The sequence below is a fragment of the Shewanella sp. 10N.286.45.A1 genome (assembly GCF_041470405.1).
Lineage (GTDB): Bacteria > Pseudomonadota > Gammaproteobacteria > Enterobacterales > Shewanellaceae > Shewanella.
Map to the genome: position 1 here is coordinate 1 of NZ_JBFRMK010000332.1, position 15,726 is coordinate 15,726.

Annotated in this window: 12 protein-coding genes; 6 read left to right on the forward strand and 6 right to left on the reverse strand. The window is 41.0% G+C overall.

The genetic code is table 11. The annotated features are described in order from the left end of the window. Nucleotides 1-50 precede the first annotated feature (50 nt). The 3 genes from AB4238_RS20560 to AB4238_RS20570 form a co-directional block, all read right to left on the reverse strand. Nucleotides 51-236 (reverse strand): hypothetical protein, encoded by a 186-nt coding sequence (locus AB4238_RS20560; protein ID WP_372035296.1) that lies wholly within the window; start codon nt 234-236, stop codon nt 51-53. Between the two features lie 209 nt (nt 237-445). Further along, nucleotides 446-754 (reverse strand): Fis family transcriptional regulator, encoded by a 309-nt coding sequence (locus AB4238_RS20565; RefSeq protein WP_372035299.1) that lies wholly within the window; start codon nt 752-754, stop codon nt 446-448. Between the two features lie 82 nt (nt 755-836). Beyond that, complete coding sequence (locus AB4238_RS20570) at nt 837-1,202, reverse strand: hypothetical protein (RefSeq protein ID WP_372035301.1); 366 nt, start codon at nt 1,200-1,202, stop codon at nt 837-839. A 232-nt stretch (nt 1,203-1,434) separates the two neighbouring features. On the opposite strand from AB4238_RS20570, the gene AB4238_RS20575 reads away from it, so the two are divergent. Next, a complete protein-coding gene (locus AB4238_RS20575; RefSeq protein ID WP_372035303.1) occupies nt 1,435-2,046 on the forward strand; it encodes a DUF938 domain-containing protein in 612 nt (203 codons plus the stop codon). Here the strand turns inward: AB4238_RS20575 and yjjG are convergent. Both yjjG and AB4238_RS20585 read right to left on the reverse strand, forming a co-directional pair. Continuing rightward, nucleotides 2,043-2,720 (reverse strand): pyrimidine 5'-nucleotidase, encoded by a 678-nt coding sequence (yjjG, locus tag AB4238_RS20580; protein ID WP_372035304.1) that lies wholly within the window; start codon nt 2,718-2,720, stop codon nt 2,043-2,045. The genes AB4238_RS20575 and yjjG overlap by 4 nt on opposite strands. Before the next feature lie 385 nt (nt 2,721-3,105). Then, complete coding sequence (locus AB4238_RS20585; RefSeq protein WP_372035306.1) at nt 3,106-5,115, reverse strand: methyl-accepting chemotaxis protein; 2,010 nt, start codon at nt 5,113-5,115, stop codon at nt 3,106-3,108. Nucleotides 5,116-5,838: 723 nt separating this feature from the next. Here AB4238_RS20585 and AB4238_RS20590 point away from each other — a divergent pair. Beyond that, nucleotides 5,839-8,397: a hypothetical protein gene (locus AB4238_RS20590; protein WP_372035308.1), complete on the forward strand. Its 2,559-nt coding sequence runs from the start codon at nt 5,839-5,841 to the stop codon at nt 8,395-8,397. 107 nt (nt 8,398-8,504) lie between these two features. Here AB4238_RS20590 and AB4238_RS20595 read toward each other — a convergent pair whose 3' ends face one another. Continuing rightward, on the reverse strand, nt 8,505-10,295 hold the full coding sequence (locus AB4238_RS20595; RefSeq protein WP_372035310.1) for an acyl-CoA dehydrogenase C-terminal domain-containing protein: 1,791 nt from the start codon (nt 10,293-10,295) through the stop codon (nt 8,505-8,507). Nucleotides 10,296-10,501: 206 nt separating this feature from the next. On the opposite strand from AB4238_RS20595, the gene AB4238_RS20600 reads away from it, so the two are divergent. From AB4238_RS20600 to AB4238_RS20615, 4 genes are all read left to right on the forward strand, one after another. Further along, the gene (locus AB4238_RS20600; RefSeq protein WP_372035311.1) at nt 10,502-11,347 is read left to right on the forward strand and encodes a D-hexose-6-phosphate mutarotase; all 846 of its coding nucleotides are present in this window, start codon (nt 10,502-10,504) and stop codon (nt 11,345-11,347) included. A 412-nt stretch (nt 11,348-11,759) separates the two neighbouring features. Continuing rightward, nucleotides 11,760-14,930 (forward strand): YdbH domain-containing protein, encoded by a 3,171-nt coding sequence (locus tag AB4238_RS20605; RefSeq protein WP_372035312.1) that lies wholly within the window; start codon nt 11,760-11,762, stop codon nt 14,928-14,930. A 118-nt stretch (nt 14,931-15,048) separates the two neighbouring features. Further along, the gene (locus AB4238_RS20610) at nt 15,049-15,213 is read left to right on the forward strand and encodes a YnbE family lipoprotein (RefSeq protein ID WP_143711249.1); all 165 of its coding nucleotides are present in this window, start codon (nt 15,049-15,051) and stop codon (nt 15,211-15,213) included. Nucleotides 15,214-15,237: 24 nt separating this feature from the next. Then, on the forward strand, nt 15,238-15,558 hold the full coding sequence (locus AB4238_RS20615) for a YdbL family protein (protein WP_372035313.1): 321 nt from the start codon (nt 15,238-15,240) through the stop codon (nt 15,556-15,558). Nucleotides 15,559-15,726 lie beyond the last annotated feature (168 nt).

Below are 15,726 nucleotides of genomic sequence, written 5' to 3' on the forward strand. Positions count from 1 at the left end.
TAACTGACCGGCATTACCTAAATGGAGCCTTTTTTATTGCATTATATCGATTAACTGACTGGAAAGAGCCATTGATAGATCCAACGAGCGCCGTAAAATCCGGCGGGTAATCCGGCAGCAATACCTAACATTAAGCCAAAGAATTTAAGTCTTTTTCGATTAAGTTGAGACAACATCTCGATATCGTCATCACAATCAATCTGATCCTGTTGATGGGTCACTTGATTAGTATCCATATTGATTTCAACTCCCTGTATTTGACTCAAGATATCCTTATCGCCGAATTATGGCTGCCAATCTCGATTAACGCCAACCATTACTTGCTACAAAATGTTTACTATAAACCAACAAATCAACAGTGCCCTTGTTGATACTCTGGTCAATAAGATAAAAACCGACATAAAGGCTAAAGACAATGACAACTTTGAAAGCTGTACTTCAATATTCACTGTCCATTACGTTCATCTGTATCGAAATGGCATTGTTTAGTGATATTTTTAAGCTCAATACCTTGCTTAGCTAACGCACTAGCAACATCTTTTGCCATGTCATTGGTTTTTAACGTAGCCTTAGCACTTCTCAGTGATGCAAAGGAATCAAACATTAAGGTGACCGTTAAAGTCTGATTTACATTGTTGTAATCCACTTTATGAGTCAGCCATTCAAACCCGGCAACGTTCTCTTTTAACTGCTCACAAACTTCAGTTAATACGCGCCGGATAGTATTCTCTATTTTTTTGTCACTTTTTCTCACTTTAGCCTCAATATAAGCGCACTTACAGATGCCTGATATAACCTTGAACACATGCTGCTTTTATCTCTGTAAACTCAACGAATCAACCTTGATTTATCGTGATTAATTTAGCAATAAATCCTTTTATGGCATCAACATTGTCGAAACTAAATGCCAAGCCATAGTGAATACCGTTAACACTCTTTTGTACACGCTTTGGAAACCGAGTCATTTCAGAATAATGACAATACTGCTCTTTGGCATTAACTCCCTCAAGTGCAGCAAAGTCGGCCTTAAACACTTCATAAGCGGGCCTAATCACTAACTGAGCCTGCTTACCATCAACATACAGATAGAAAGGCTCCTTGAGTTTTGGCAACATATATTCAGTCACTTTTTTGAGAGTAAAGTTAGTGCGACATTCAAGCTCACTCAATACTGCCATCATCTCTTGTTGTTCAATCGCCACATTATTCCCCTATTCATTATGGCCGTAATTACGGCATAAGATGTAAGCTTGATAATAACTTCTTTCATAAAATCTGCCTACGACTATCTGGCTGTTTCAGTTTAATATACAAGTTATATGCAGTTGTTTTTAGTCACATAAAAGAGTAAAAATAACCTGTATAAATCAGACTGGCGCTGTTTTACCTGCCGGTGCAATAACGACTAGCGACATTGATAACAAGGATATTTCTGTGAGCTCTCTACCCTACTCTCAATCATGTGAAAATAACAAAGCCGCTATTGCAGCAATATTACAAGACAGTTTTAGCCAATCATCACATGTACTGGAAATTGGTAGCGGTTCGGGCCAACACGCAGTACACTTCGCCAAACTACTCCCTCACCTGACATGGCAAACTAGCGATCAGTTGGAATATCATGCCGGGATCAACGCCTGGCTGGCTGAGTCACCAAGCGCTAATTTACGTAAGCCAGTTGAACTTGATGTGATGCAACCATGGCCGATTTATCAACTAGCGCAGTTATCCATCGATGCAATATTTACCGCAAATACGTTGCATATCATGTCAAAGGGGATGGTGATACAGTTTTTCTCTGGGGTTGGCAGACACTTAAATGCCAATGGACAGCTTTGCATCTATGGGCCGTTCAATTATCAGGGGCAATACAGCAGTGAAAGTAATCGAAATTTTGACTGCTGGCTTGCAAACAGAAACCCTCAAAGTGCAATACGCGATTTTGAATGGATAATGCAACTTGCCGAAGCGCAAGGGTTAAGCTTAATCGCAGACTTTAGCATGCCAGCAAATAACCGATTACTTCACTTTGAAAAACAGTGTTAGTCTGTATTCAACAACTGCTGTAGTTCAGTTAAAGAGCTAACTTCGTAATGCGGCGTAATATTGTCAGGTTTATCTTCCCCAAGTCGATTAAGCCAACAAGTATCGATCCCTGCATTTAAGCCGCCCTGAATATCGGAATGTGGATTGTCGCCAACCATTAATATTGCATCACGTTTAGGCTCACCCATTTGTGAGAAAGCGTAATCAAAAATACCGACATCGGGTTTGGCGACTCCCACTTGCTCTGATATCACTAGCGGAGAAAAACGATCCATTAAACCTACGCGCTCTAACCTTACAGTTTGCAATTCAGTGAAGCCATTAGTAATGATCCCCATTTTAACTCTGCCCGTTAGCGCATCAATCAACTCCTGAGCACCAGGTAGTAATGTACAGATATCTGCCATTGCCGCAAGAAATTCACTATTAAGTCGCTGGGTAGACACTTTAATTCTCTCGGCCCACATTTCAAAACGCGTATTTTGTAGCTGTTTAGCCGTTAGCTTTCCATCTTGATAATCAACCCATAAAGGTTTGTTTACCAACTGGTAGTGCTGAAAATCCTCGACGGTGAAGTCAACATTGAACCGAGAAAACATCAGCTGTAAACCTTTAAAGGCGTCAAAGTGAAACAAGGTCTCATCAGCATCGAACAATATCCAATCGTACTTCACGTAACTATCCTTTATTTGGCTTTATCACTGTCTTAATGCAGCGAATTTTACCCTAACCGCTAGATAAAACCATCAGTATGCTCGATATTTGCTGCATTAACTTTCGGCGAATAAAGTCGTTGTAGGCCAAGAGGTGATAGTTACCTGCAATAGAGATGACTTGTGTTGTAGCCGGTGAGTCCTAACTATACTAAGCCGTAGTTAGCTTATATTGAATGTGCTAACAATTTAAATAGCCATTATCTAAGCGAAATAACCACTTCCAGTAGTTAAACTGCATGCCAAGATGGTCTTTAACAGCGACAAATCAAAAAAGCACCTTGTTGATTAGACAAAGTGCTTGCTGGGCTGCTTTCGTCATCGTCAAATGACTTATTCAGTGCAACTATATTTTGAAGCGTCTGACTAAATCTGTCAGTTTGTCGGTTTGCGTTTCAAGATCAGTACAACTTTGCATTAAATTACCGGCTTCAGATTGAGTTTGTTCACCAATATTATTTACCTCTTGCATCATATCTCTAATAGATTGCGAGACCTGATCTTGCTCTTGGGTAATACTAACAATACCCTGCATATGTTCACTGTTCTCATCTACGACGACAGTAATTTCCGAAAGTTGAGTATGTACAACTTGAGTATCTTCCATGTACTGATTAACTTGTTCGCGTGTCGTTTGCATACTCGATTCAGCAGCAACCGCTTTACTTTGCAAATCATTAATACTGCTTTGGATACTTTCAGTCGATTCTTGGGTTCGTTTGGCTAATTGGCGAACTTCATCAGCAACAACCGCAAAGCCTCGACCGTGCTCACCCGCTCTTGCGGACTCAATTGCAGCATTTAGGGCTAACAAGTTTGTTTGCTCGGCAATATTGCGGATCACCACCATCACTTCACCAATCGATTGGCTACTCATGCGCAGATCTTCGATGGTATGAACGGCACTATCAAAGTTTACATTGAGTGTTGATAATCCCTCCATTGAGTTACTCAATACTGATTGACCTTGCTTTGAAGTCTCACTCGCTGCTTCTGCTGATTGGCGGGCACTTGAAACCTGCTCTTTAATCTCATGTGCTGTCTCAGCCATCATGTTGATAGTATTAACTGCTGAAGCGACTTCTTGCTGTGAAGCTGCAATTTTATTAGAGGCGACCTGACTGATATCACTCACATTGGCAGTTGTCTGCTTTAACTCAGCGCTACTGTCCTGCACATGGCTAACAATATTTTGGATTTGGCTAACGAAACTATTAAATGCTTCCGATAGCTGGCCAATTTCATCATTATTTCTAACAGGAATGGTTTTAGATAAGTCTCCATCACCTTCCGCTATTTCGACTAAAGCTTCCTTCACCTGAGAAAGTGGTTTAAGTAGTATAGAGGTCATAAAATAAACCGCGACTAAAGTGACAACCAAAATGAATAAAACGATCAGAGCTGAAGACTGCACAGCCTCATTAACTGGTGCTTCCACATAGTCGACTGGGATCATGATGGCCAGTTTCCAGTTCAAACCTAACTGCGAAACCTCTACATTACTAAACTGCACATAATAATCTTTGCCTCGCCAAGTGATTTGCGATTTACCAAAACTATCACGATCCATTTGCCTTGCTAGCTGCGTAAAGCCTTCATTACTATTTTGTCGGTCTAACATATCAAGCTTGATATTTTCGGTTTCTCGATTTTCAACATCTACAATCGCAATTTCTTCATCAGGAAACACCACCATATCGCCATTGTTGTCTAGTAAAAATGCCTGTCCCTGCCCTTTGTAATGAATAGCTGAAACAATATCATTTACAGATGTTAAGTAGAGATCAACGCCGCCAACGCCAATAAACCGCTGCTGGAAGTTCGCAATGGGGAAATTAAGAGAAACATAAAACTCATCAAATTGAGGTTCAAAAATAACTTTACTTACAGTCCATTTTTGCCTGTCTTTAACATCGTTCCACCAAGAACGTTCTAATACGTTATAACCCGGCAATACAGACACCCCGGTATGATCAAAATACTCTCCGGTGTGACCTGAACCAAAGAATATTGAGATGATATCGCTACTTTGTTTCACCTCTCTGCCCATGATTTCAACGACGCGTTCAAATTCCGGTGTGTCTAATCCTTGCCCCCGGTCAGTATGGCTATCAAACCAATCGATAAGTCCAACGTTTCTAAATACCGTTTCTACGCCATTTGCGTGCTGCTTAAAGTAACTTTCAATTTCAGTGGCATTTAACTTAATTGATGCCGCCATGGAATCATCCAATTCGCTACTCGCGGATTGGGCAACGTAACGCACGGTAAAAAATGCAGTCAACAATAGGACTAGAGAGACAACAATTGCTGTAGAAACAACTATTTTTGCTGTTATCGAATTTTTAATACTCATAGGATACCCAGTTATCACGATTCCAATTCATTTGTTGATTAATTATTCTGGTTTACTTATTAAAACAATTACTAAATTAACATTCCTTAACCATTATCGGCTCACACTCAATAAACGTTAACACTGCAACATGAAAAACATTAAGGGTGATGATATCAAAACGTATAGAAATTTAAAGCATCCGTTAAAGATGATAAATAAAACTTTGAAACGAACCGTATTATAATAATAAAAATGGCTACCCCCCCCCCTCTACAGTTCACATTAAGCGCTAACAACAATTTTTATCACTACAACGAATGAAACCTCAACATCATTACCTGCCAATCATCAAAACGCCAAAGCAATTGACTTTATTCCAATAATTATCAACAACTAACGATAAAGGTATACAATATCCCCAAATTCAAGTATCATTCCTGTTTGGTAGAAATAACGAAGATAATATTACTCGAATAGGATTTTCAAATAGTACTATCTAGCTAAATAAAACGACAATACTGAACGCCCTATTTATTATGCACCAATATTAAAGAAACCCTTTTCTAATATAATAATTCGTCTACCTGTAAAACTCTTTATCTTTAATAAGTGGCAACCTTACATGCCTGAACAAGTTAAATTTGGATTACAAGAAGAAAAACCAACAAGTTAACTAAAGGTCTTATCTTTAAGGCATATTGGGTCGTTGCCATACATTCTAATATTATGGAATTGATTTGTATGAAAAAGAAAGTTATATACGCATTAACCTCCGCTATTATTTTGAGCGCTTGTGCACAAAACACTCCACCTCAGCCAGCATCTATCTCAGATAAATCCACATCAAGTTACTCACTAGATATCGTACAAGCGATACCTGCCCCAGCTGCAATGAAAGCTGAGGTGATCCATAATGCGAGAACTTCGACCGTTGTCGATATTGATGTCGCTTTTGTTGGTAAGCAAATACCCTTCACATTTAGCGAAGGCAAAGTGGCCAATACAGATGGATTTGATTGGTATGTGAGTAAGCACTTTGCATTAAAAACCGACTACCCTGCAGAGCGTGCAAAATTTTTCTTAGAACTACTCGAGTTATCCTACCCCTATTATGTTGAGTTTTTTGGCCTAGAACCGGCAAACATTAAAAATCAGCGAATAGCGTCAACCTATGCAACCAGTGTTGGAGAGCTACGTTTAGCCATGTTTGATGATGGTTTTAATCGTGGTGTTCACCACTATGCCGGCGGCGAAGCGATGTTCTATAACCAAGTCGGTTATAGCTTTCCAACCGAGAGACCTCAGCATCGTCGCTATATTGCTATCCATGAAACTATGCATTCTTATCAAATGGCTGTCGGTAACTACCCGTGGACCCCCTCATGGCATGGTGAAGGTTTAGGTGATTCATTAGCGAACCATGTTTTCGATAGTGACAAGAAACAACTGTCAGTTTTTGGACATGATGTGCCAATTTTTGATGTTGTAAGTCAAGGCATTGATGTTTATGCAAAAGAAAATCCAACATTAGTCGACATCCATAATCGAGCCAAGTTTGACCGCGGCCTTAACGTACTGTTTGTACAATTCATGTATAACAACCCAGAATACTCGCAGTACATGAAGATCTATCACCAAGAAATTGTTAACCGTCAAACGGCGAGTAGAGCTGAGTCTTTAGCGCTACTGCAAGAAATTGTCCCTGATTGGGATGCACTTGAGCATAACTTCAAACAGTGGGCTCAAAACATTGTTCAAACTCATGAAGTCGCCACTCGCGGTCAATGGGAAATGGACGGTAATATGTTCTACAAGCGTAAATCGAGCTATGAATATGGCCCGCAGCGACTTGGTTTTAACATGACACCAGCACAAGCGCCTAGTTTCACTCCATTCCAAATTGATTTCCCGCAAGCCGCAGCAAACTCGTTAACCTTACCCGCAAAACGTGGTGTTACTGAGCCAACCCTTGCGTTTGTGATTGACTTCGACAAGACACAGATTGACCAAGGCACTATTGGAATGGCACTTGGTGCACAATCAACGGCAGAGAACACCAAAGCCAAGTTAGCCAGTTTCTCTGGCTGGAAAGGGGCAAACACTGATACCGATCCGCAGTTAAGAGTTGAAATAAAAACCGGTAACACCTTGGTGATTGATGGCCAATCTATAGGCACTGAGTCAAAAGAGATAGCTTTACCTGCTGATATTATCAAAAGCATAAATAGCCAAGATAAGCCGCAGCTAGGCGTTTCAATTCAAATTCAGAAAAACCAGATTGTTTATACCTTGAAAGCTAAAGATGCAAATACCTTTATTGCAGAAATGCCGATATCTGCAAACATTTACAACACATTAGTAAATAACCCATTTGGTTTGATTTCAACAGATAACCAACATGGTATCACCCCGTTCATCGACGATGGTCGCGACTTAAACCCTGATAAAGTTGACTATTCAACATCAGCACCAACAAATGCTTGGGCATTTAACGGAGACTCTCTGTCGCTTAGATTTGCTCGAGCTATATGGAAAGCAGGCGATAACACGCCTAAAGCATGGAGAGATGGATTTAACACACTCAATAATGCAGCGATAAATCGTCAATCCGCCGATAAAGAACTCGCAGCAGTGGTAGAGCAATTGCCTGCGCTAGCTAAAGCAGGCGCTGGCTTAAATGATGCACTTGCTGAACTTTCTGGCTTAGAGCTTAAAGTTGACTGGATTGGCCAAAGTCTAGCATCACTCGAAGAGGTTGTTATTTTAACCAACCGCAGTACAGACTCGATGACGTTAAGCCTAACTGTCACTGGTGGAGAAAAGTCCACAGCAGCACAAACTGTCACCATTGAACCAGATCAGCGACTAGAAATTCCTGTCGAGACAAGTTTGCTTAATGAAGCTAGCACTATCACAGCTAATATCAGCTACTTATGGAATGAGCAACAGATAAGTCAATCTGTTACTCAAAAATCGAAACAGTATCGTGGTTTTGAATTATCACAGATCAGTGCCCAGTATGCAGAGGGTGAACTCACCATATCAGGCCAACTAAATGGTCCATTCGCAGGTGCGACATCTGGGCAGGTAATTTTTGACCTGTTTCATGGCAAAGAGAGTGAACGTCATATCGAGGCTTTTACTATGCAACCATACGAAGAGAAACCATTGAGCAAGAGTTTCGCTATCGATGCTAAGTTAATAAAGCACGATGCATGGTTTGAAGTCACTGTGATAGCTGATGTTGACGGCGAGCCTATTACGCTAAGAAAGCGTTTACCTTTCGTAGCTAAAAAATAAAGCGGTAACCGAAAGAATCTGCACATCAGATAGTTCTGAAGCTTAAATAACAAAGCCTATTACCTCAGGGTAATAGGCTTTTTTCTTATACAGATTGGTGTTAACGATTAAAAGTCAGCAGCATCGAAATCACAAATGATCTGACTTGCTGAGTCTATTTGTTTAACTAGACCACGTGATTGTGGCGTCCAGTAGGCGATATAAAAATCTGCTGTTTTCAATTTGTTTTGATAAAAGCCGACATCTTCTACGCCTGAATCTATCGCGGCCAATGCTTTATTAGCCACTCTTGCCCACATCCAAGTTAAAGCGGTAATACCCAATAACTGCATATAAGCAAATGAAGCGGCACCGATAAAATCTGGTTTTTGTGCGGCTTCTGTCGCTATTAAGCCTGTAGCCTTTTCAAGATCATTTGCCGCAGCCATTAAAGCGGAAACAAATGGTTTCATCGCTTCATTAGCATGATTCATTTGGATAAAGGCTTTTACTTCCTCAGACCACAGCTTTAATGCGGCGCCTTTATCTGCCATCACTTTTCGGCCAACCAAATCTAGTGCCTGCACACCATTAGTGCCTTCATAAATCATCGAAATACGGATGTCTCTAACAAATTGCTCCATGCCCCACTCATGAATATAACCGTGACCACCAAACACTTGCTGTGCATCAACACAAGCCTTAAAGCCTTGGTCAGTCACGAACCCTTTCACAATGGGCGTAAATAACGCTGCTAGTTGAGCCGCTTTCTTTTGTTGCTGCGGATCGTTATGGCGCTCTGCTTCATCAAGCCAAAGCGCTTGCTGACCCATTAGTGCTCTAGCACCTTCATTAAAGGATTTCTGTGACAGCAACATACGGCGTACATCGCCATGAACCAAGATAGGATCAGCTGCTAACTCGGTATTTTTAGCACCACTTAACGCTCGACCTTGAATACGGTCCTTTGCGTAAGCCAACGCATTTTGATAAGCGATATCAGACACACCTAACCCTTGAATTCCCACTCCCAATCTGGCTTGGTTCATCATGGTAAACATTGCCCGAAGGCCTTGATGCGGAGCACCAACAAGCTCACCAATAGCGCCATCGAAATTCATTACGCAAGTCGAGTTACCGTGGATCCCCATTTTATGCTCTAAACTCGCAGCACATAGGCTATTGAGTTCACCTAAACTTCCATCTTCATTCACCATCACTTTAGGCACTGCAAACAGAGAGATCCCCTTAACGCCATCGGGAGCATCCGGTAGCTTTGCCAATACTAAATGTATGATGTTGTCAGTTAAGTCATGATCTCCCGATGAGATAAATATCTTTTCGCCAGTAATAGCAAACGTGTCCTCCCCGACAGGAACGGCTTTAGTCCGTAATAGCGCAAGATCGGTTCCCGCATGAGATTCGGTAAGGTTCATGGTGCCAGTCCATTCTCCACTCACCAATTTCTCTAGGTACTTATGTTTTAAATTATCACTACCATGCACATGAATAGCAGCGTAAGCACCATGAGTCAGACCTGGATACATAGCAAAAGCCATGTTTGTCGCCGTTTTCATCTCGGTGGCAAAGATCCCAACAACTTCTGGCAATCCTTGACCGCCAAATTCAGGATCACAGGTCAATGTCGCCCATCCGTTATCAACATACTGTTGATAGGCATCAATAAATCCTTTAGGTGTAATCACTTTCCCATCAATTAACTTACAGCCTTCGACATCGCCAGAACCATTCAATGGCAGCATGATATCAGTGGTAAAGTCTGCAACTCCTTGCAATACCGCATCGATAAGTTCAGGGTCGAACTCATCAAATCCTGCTAAATTATCTTGGTTATAAATATCGAGCAGTTCATTGAGTACAAACTGATAATCACGTAACGGAGCTTGATAAATTGGCATGCGTCATCCCTTTCATTGTTTTATTTATGGTCAGTGCTCTGACCACCTTAACCAAATTTGAGCAAAAACTCAGCATTATTTTGGCTTTGTTTATCCATCAGAACAGCGTTACCGTAAAATCATTCTAAATAGCCCTTATCTAACCCTACAAAACGGGGTAAGCTCATTCTAACTATCGCGTTTACATTCAGAGAGGACATCTCCCAATGGGTTCGGTCACTACTAAAAAGCACGCCAATGGTCTTGAATATGTTGAAATAAATACCGCTCAATGCAAGGCTAGAATTTTTCTACAAGGTGCGCAAATAGACTACTTTGAACCACTAGGAAAAGAACCTCTGTTGTGGGTTTCAAGTGCTGATGATTATCAAGTTGGAAGTGGTATTCGCGGTGGAGTACCAGTATGTTGGCCATGGTTTGGTATGAGCCCTAATCCAGGATTTCCTCAGCACGGATTTGCTCGCACCAGTATATGGACACTCGACTCGGTAAAAATGCTTGATGATGCTGTAGAGGTAAAGTTTACCCTACCTATTTCTGAATCTGATAGGCAATACTGGCCCCACGATACCAGTGTTGAGTTGCTGTTTCGCCTTAGCGAAACCTTGTCAGTGAGCCTAACTAATATTAACCACGGTGATTATGAAGTCAGCTTGACTCAAGCACTGCATAGCTATTTTCCTATTGAAGATATTCACCAATTAACGGCAACTGGATTTGAAGGGTCAAAGTACATCGAATTTGGCAACGGTCCTTTTGAACAACCTCAGGGTGATGTTGATTTTAAACGTGAAACAGATCGAGTTTATACCAATCTTAGCCCTGTACAACAGCTTCATACCAATAAAGGGATTATAGAAGTCGGACGCGAGAATAGTCATAGCGCGGTATTGTGGAACCCTTGGATAGATAAGTCACAACGATTATCGCGTTTTAATGATGACGATTACTTGTCTATGGTCTGCCTTGAGGCTGCGAATGTACTTGAAGACCAAGTGACACTTGCGCCAAAAGAAAGTCATACATTAACAACACACATTCGCTGGAAGTAGCAAATATAAGTATCGACATCGAAAGCAATTATACTCATCGATGTCGATATCATTAGGGGCGATTGATAGTTGTTGGCAGAAGACTTCCCTTCTCTGCCATCCCCTCATCTCTTCAGCCGCATCGAAAAAGCGATACCAATCGAAATAACTTAATCGATCGCTAATACTCGCTCCTGCCTAAGACTCAATGTCACTACTCTGAAGATGCTACATCCAGGTTATCTATCGAGCTAAACCGCCGCGAACAAGCTAAAATAGCTCACAAGATAACGGCTGTCTTTTCAATAAATAGCAGCTTAAGTCATTGATAAACTGTTCAGAGCTTTAGATAAGGTGCTAGAATCTGCCCTATAAACCTAAGACGCATACCATTTAACAATTCAAATTAAACCAACGTAAGAGAGTGCAATAAGTGCAGCAGGCCGCTACAAAAACATTTAGCCATAGAGCTCGACGCTTGTTACTGATTTTCTTTGGTATGATATTGTGCGTACTTCTTATCTCGGCGCTCTACATTAGCTTCAATTACCAACGGTTAACGCTTTCGTTAGCAAATCACTTTCTGCAGCCCTATCAAATAGAGCTTAAACAACTAAGCGTTAAACCACTTTCCTTGACTCATTGGCTGATGCCACAAGTATCATTAACTGTTAATGACAGCGACGTTAAGATAACTGAACTAGAGGTAACCCTTGTACCAGAAGCAAAGCTACTCGCTTTGGGGATTGGGGATCTGCAATCCTTGTCGGCCAAAAATGTTGACGTGTTACTAAGCCCTAATATATTGCGCCAATCAACGGACAATAGTAATACCTCAAACCCGACAATAGCACTCGACTTTGCAGCATTACCTGAAATTGAAATAGATCAAACCCGATTCACATTAAAAGGAATTGCAGCCGAAAAGCTAACCATGTCATTAGCTGAGCTAACACTAGATAAAAGTGGCCGTTTTAACAGCCAAATTGCTCATAACAATGCTTCAGTATTTAGTTTAGATGCGCAACTTTCGCCAAACCTCTGGCAAGCTAAAACCCAAATAGACTTTAACGAATTACAAGCTTTATCAGCAAATATCTACACCGCTGAGTCTCAGCTGTTCTCAATAAATAGCGATATAGTGACAGAAAATGACAAACAAACCAGCAGTTTGCTAGCCCCTTTATACCAACTTCAAGAAATGTTGCATTTACAGCAGATAAACCTAAGTGGACGTTTAGATTCAAACATGAGTCTGGCCTTAAAGTCTGGGCACTTACAATCTACACATCAGTTGAACCAATTAAGTGTTGAGCTAAAAAGCCTTGCAGATCTCACTTTAGCACCTTCTACTTTGCCAATTAGAACATCTCTGGCAAATAACAAAACCAAACCGCTCAACTTACAACCAACAAATAATGATTCAACTCAATCGTTGGCTTTTGCTTTAAACGGACACATTGCAGATCTGCAGCTAACCGTTCAACCTTTTGAGTTAGTTGTCGCGCCTTCTAAGCAACAACTAGCAGATATATTGCACCGTCTTAATGATGCGCCTTTCGAAGCGGCATTGAGCAATCTTTATAAAGTAATGTCGATTGAAGATAAGCAAGCAAACGTCATCGCGCCACAGCTGCGTATAGCAGTTAACACGCCAATAAATTATAAACTGCAAGACAAATCTATATCTACCGAGCACATATCATTTGAATTATTACAGAGTAAATTGGCGGCGCAGCTAAATGTGTCAGATATCAATTACTCTGTTAGCCCCCAGAACACTAGTAGCCAACAGGATGTCGATCTCCCACAACAAACTGACTTTCAAACAACGTTTAGATGGCATATGCAGGCTAAACACCAACAGAATATTCAGCTTAATTCCCTATGGCCAACATTAACGACACTGCCTTATGACATCGCTATAGATAATGCTGCAATTGAACTTCAGGGGGTGTTTACCGCTGCCGTTATCGATGGAAAACCAAGCTATAGCGTCAATATTGATCCTCAGGCATTGCAATTGACTCAAGGAGTTACCCTGTCTAACAATGCCTACAACATAGCAGCTGCAGCGCCTAGCGTTAACGCTAGCGTCAAGAAAACTGAACTAGAACTAGTGACAGCAGCCCAGTTCCATTTTGAACAGGGAGAAACGACACTCACGATTCCTGAAATTCGTTACAAGCTTGAAGATAGCCTTCTGACACAGCAATATAGTGACTCACAGAAAACTCGTTATCAATTGGATATAGAGTCAGCCCTAGTGGCGCTACAAAATCCTACGACCTTGACAATATCGTCTGCTAAGTCACAAACTTTTGTCACCCAACTATTGCATCAAACACTGTCAAACCAGCTTGATTGGTCACTAAATCAAGTTGAATTCGATAAATCTACGGTAATGCTCTCAGCTAAAAAGAAACGAAAGGTTGACCAAAAGCTGTTGCACTTAGAACAAGTAAACTTGGCGCAATCTATACAGCTTAAATCTGCAGAACTCTACACTCAAGAGGATTGGTGGATTAATGATATAAACTTTTCAAGCCAACATGCTTATTCACCTCAAAATAGTCAGTTTAATCGCTTTAACCTCAGAGGGGACTGGCAATTTAATAGTGAGTTTGAACCTATCATCGCTTTTTTAAGTCAGGCAGAGTCACTCCCAGAATCGATTATCCTTAATGGCAATACTGCTCTTAATGTGCATTATCAGTTTGAACAAGATAACGATACCCAGTTCTTACTAACATTCGAGCCAAATGTAACCAATATTGAAGGTAGCTTTGCCAACTTACCCTTTGAAGGCGGCTCTTTAAATACTCAGTGTCACTACCAATGGCAACAGAAGCAGAATAAAAATAGCAGCAGTAGCTTTAAGTGTGACAATATAGAGCTGATTCTACAGGCGTTTAATCCAGGTGTGCTAATCACTGACATCGCAGCTGAAGCCACATTATCATTTAGCACTGACTCAAGTTTATCAGCGACTTCTATCAGCACTGATGAAGCCAATAATTTGGCCTTACCAGCTGAAATTTTCGGAGTTAAACAAGCCTCAGTGAGACTGACAGCCCAAGGAGATCTGCTCGACGGACAATTACTGATCCCACAGTTTAAATTAAGTTTGAAAAAGCCCTCTTCAGCGTACTTCGTACTGCAACACATCAACTTAGAAAAGCTATTGGAAATCCAACCACAAGTAGGCATATACGCGGATGGGATCTTTGATGGCGTTTTACCCATTACCATTAAAAATGGGAAAGCAGAGATTAAAGGCGGACAATTAGCAGCGAGACAGCCAGGAGGGTTGATTGCCGTCTCAGGTAACCCTGCTGTAGATCAAATGCGCTTAAGCCAACCTTACTTGGAATTCGCCTTTTCGGCGTTGGAGCATTTAGAATATTCACAACTTTCAAGTAGTTTTGATATGGACACTCTCGGTGATGCCATACTTAAGGTCAATGTAAAAGGCCGAAGCAGAGGCATCGAACGTCCAATTCATCTAAACTATTCTCAAGAGGAGAACATGCTGCAACTTCTAAGAAGCCTACAAATTGGTGACAACTTACAAAACCAAATTGAAAACTCTATACAACAGTAATAAATTGATTGGCGAAATAGCTAAACCTGTTTACTCTAGGCTTCTATATACGCTGCCATTACCACAAAGTAAGGATAAGTCATTGAAGATATTTAATATCCCGAAAAAGACTCTGAGTATGCTCATTGCAATATATGCCCTAATTGGCTGTAGCCCTACCGTTAAAATAGAGCCACCAGATAAGCCTATCGTGATAAACCTCAATGTGAAAATTGAGCATGAAATCAAGATTAAAGTAGACAAAGAACTCGACGAACTGCTCGCCGATGATGAGTTATTTTAACCCAAGGATAAGAAGGAGCGATTAATGAAATCAAAAATACTAGTTCTGTTTGCTGGGCTGCTACTTAGCTTCAATGCCTTGGCTATTTCTCTACAAGATGCTAAAGCACAAGGGTTAGTCGGAGAGCAAACTAATGGATATCTTGGCCTGGTTAAATCCTCAGCAGAGGCAAAATCCTTGGTCAGTTCGGTTAACGCTAAGCGTAAATCTCACTATCAGAAAATAGCCAAGAAAAATAATATTTCACTGGATGATGTTGCCAAGCTTGCTGCTGAAAAAGCGATTAAGGGCACCAAAAAAGGACAATACATTCAAACGCCCAGCGGTAAGTGGGTCAAGAAGTAACGTTATCACTTCGGTTATCATATAACAGTCGTTAAAAAGCCCGTTAAATACGGGCTTTTTAATGCATTATGTTAGTAACTACTCGTCAGCACCGCTGTGAGCTGGAGCACTGACCAGGGGGTTAGATTCCGGCTTAGCTTCGTCACCACCACTTATACCAATTGCATT

What these genes read in the sequence shown, in the direction of transcription:
- AB4238_RS20560 (WP_372035296.1), bottom strand. Translation starts at nt 236, where the DNA reads ATGGATACTAATCAAGTGACCCATCAACAGGATCAGATTGATTGTGAT.
- AB4238_RS20615 (WP_372035313.1), top strand. Translation starts at nt 15,238, where the DNA reads ATGAAATCAAAAATACTAGTTCTGTTTGCTGGGCTGCTACTTAGCTTC.
- AB4238_RS20585 (WP_372035306.1), bottom strand. Translation starts at nt 5,115, where the DNA reads ATGAGTATTAAAAATTCGATAACAGCAAAAATAGTTGTTTCTACAGCA.
- AB4238_RS20590 (WP_372035308.1), top strand. Translation starts at nt 5,839, where the DNA reads ATGAAAAAGAAAGTTATATACGCATTAACCTCCGCTATTATTTTGAGC.
- AB4238_RS20610 (WP_143711249.1), top strand. Translation starts at nt 15,049, where the DNA reads ATGCTCATTGCAATATATGCCCTAATTGGCTGTAGCCCTACCGTTAAA.
- AB4238_RS20600 (WP_372035311.1), top strand. Translation starts at nt 10,502, where the DNA reads ATGGGTTCGGTCACTACTAAAAAGCACGCCAATGGTCTTGAATATGTT.
- AB4238_RS20595 (WP_372035310.1), bottom strand. Translation starts at nt 10,295, where the DNA reads ATGCCAATTTATCAAGCTCCGTTACGTGATTATCAGTTTGTACTCAAT.